At 40.5% G+C, this 2,181-nt stretch carries 2 protein-coding genes; both read right to left on the bottom strand.

The annotated features are described in order from the left end of the window. Window positions 1–743: 743 nt before the first annotated feature. The gene (locus tag NWE95_01925) at window positions 744–1,487 is read right to left on the bottom strand and encodes a serine protease (protein ID MCW4002658.1); all 744 of its coding nucleotides are present in this window, start codon (window positions 1,485–1,487) and stop codon (window positions 744–746) included. A gap of 50 nt (window positions 1,488–1,537) precedes the next feature. After that, complete coding sequence (locus NWE95_01920; protein MCW4002657.1) at window positions 1,538–1,909, bottom strand: CRISPR-associated endonuclease Cas1; 372 nt, start codon at window positions 1,907–1,909, stop codon at window positions 1,538–1,540. Between the last annotated feature and the right edge of the window lie 272 nt (window positions 1,910–2,181).

Genomic DNA, 2,181 nt, shown 5'->3' with positions numbered 1-2,181 from the left:
CCTCAATTCAAGCAGCCTTCCACCACTTTTCAAGAATTAATGAAACAAAGAAGATCTACTGCACAATTGTTACTCCTGAAATACTTGCAGAACTGCTAAGGAAATATTCGGTACAACTCTAAATCCTAGTGCTTGCTTTGACACGAAAATGTCAAACGTGTAACGACGGTGTGAAGCTAGCCCTCGGCACTGTTAACCTTTCAAAGACAACCCTGCTTCGCATTTGATTTGCATTTGCGTTTCTGCGGCGCTTCAAGTGTACATAGAAAACGACCACTCTAAAGAGCCCTAGTTTTACTAAACCCCTCCCTCCTCCTGCGTCCTCCTTCTCGTGTGCGCGTGCGCGCGTGTATATGGGTAGGTATAGGTGTATAGAGAGAGGTAGGAGCAGAGAGAGTGACAGAGAATGAGTGACAGAGTGATTGAGTGGTAGCAGAGTGATGAGGAAGTGGTTGGTTGGTTGGATTAAATTTTAATCCCAAACCCAACCCAAACCCAAACTTTTCCCGACCTACCTTCTTTCGCTTTCACTCTCTCTTTCACAACTGCTCCGCTCGTGTATCACGTGTATCACACACAGCACGTGTAGCGTGTACATAACACATCTTACAGAGCGGGCTGAATAATATGCAAAAAGTGTAGAGTCCTTCTGTCCCCTTCACTGTCTATCAAGGGCGACTATCTGAGAAGCTAATTCTACCATTTTCCATTATTTTGGCAAGACAACAATGGAAAAATATTGCTTAATGACCAAGAATTTCTGAAATAACTCTTGGTTTCCATACAAAGCCTACCTCAACTCCTGATTCACCAATTTCTCTGCCTGAGTAAACACCGAGGAACCTTGCTGCGTTCCCAACCACATTGCCATGAGATGTCTGATAGAGGCTTACTCTTTTTGCAATTACAGGGGAGCCCGACATACCACTTTTGGTTGTTGCATCGATTAAGAATGCAGGCTTGCCATCCCAATCAATATCAATATCTGAGGCAATGTGTCCAGTCTTCCAGATTGGAAATTTGCCTCCAGAAGTTAATCCCATAGGAAAGCCAATGATACTAACTGCTTCTGAGGGATATACCATTAAATCAAAATCAGCTAAGGCTAAATCTATCTCATAAATTCTTATATCTTCCGTGACAGCAAACGGAATAGCTACTACATCAACCTGTTCAGGTAGTTCATGTTCAAGCCAAAGTTTATCTCCAGCTCTATTAATCAGCTCAATCTCTTTAGCTATCCAACTGCCTAAATTTTGTCCATGAAACCACACTTTTAGTTTGTTCGGGTCTGCTAATCCTCTGGCAGAAAGTGGTCGATTATTATCAAAAGGATTTCTACCTGTAACTACATGCCAATTAGTAATTAAATAATAAGAAGCATCTTTCTTAACTGCAAAACCAGTGGCAACTCCAAGTCTCTGTTCCACAAGAAAAGTCTCTAAATATAATGGTTTAACTGAAAATTCATCAATTAAAACCGGCATAGTTCCATCCTATAAAATATATAGTTATGAAACTTTATTAAACAATTTGCCTAAGAAAGAATTTTTGCCTGTCTCGGATTCCAATTTTTTCTTTCTTTTCTCAGAAACTTGGCTAATAACAGTGATTCTTCATTTATTAGCGTCTCGATTGTTTGTCTTTCTCCGACTTTTATTCTTGGAATTTCAACAGTCATTTCAAAATACTTACTGAGCTTATTAGTGAAATCCTTCGTTTCAGTGTCATTAAGATATTGCCTTTTTCCTTTCTTTTGAGCTGACAACTTAGTCTTATGTATGAAATCTCGTTTAGCCAAATTCTGGCAATATTGAATGACAAAGTCATCAATTAAGTAGCGGTACAGCTCTTGGAAGTCGCAGACTAAGCTTGGTTTGCCAAATTGTTCTGATTGCAGAAAAACCATCGCAAACTATTTGGTGTGTGTCCTGTTTGTGTACCGTAAGCTTTTTATTTGCACTGTGCTGTATGGTTTAGGGTACGTGGAGATTTCACGGAGGCAATTAATGTGAGGGATCGCCACCTCAATAGTTGGGATCGTCGGGTACCGACAGACCGTTTTATTTAGCCCACGCCCTGAAGCCGCCGTGACAGCTACAAATAAATTCTCCCCCAACAAGTCTCTAAGGCAAATGCCTAGTAATTCTTCTCACCCGAAAAGGAGCATAAAATGAAATG

It is taken from the genome of Candidatus Bathyarchaeota archaeon, from assembly GCA_026014725.1.
GTDB lineage: Archaea > Thermoproteota > Bathyarchaeia > Bathyarchaeales > Bathycorpusculaceae > Bathycorpusculum.
Note: the sequence above shows the minus strand (reverse complement) of the source record. Positions and strands in the feature narration are given on the sequence as shown.

What these genes read in the sequence shown, in the direction of transcription:
- NWE95_01920 (MCW4002657.1), bottom strand. Translation starts at nt 1,909, where the DNA reads ATGGTTTTTCTGCAATCAGAACAATTTGGCAAACCAAGCTTAGTCTGC.
- NWE95_01925 (MCW4002658.1), bottom strand. Translation starts at nt 1,487, where the DNA reads ATGCCGGTTTTAATTGATGAATTTTCAGTTAAACCATTATATTTAGAG.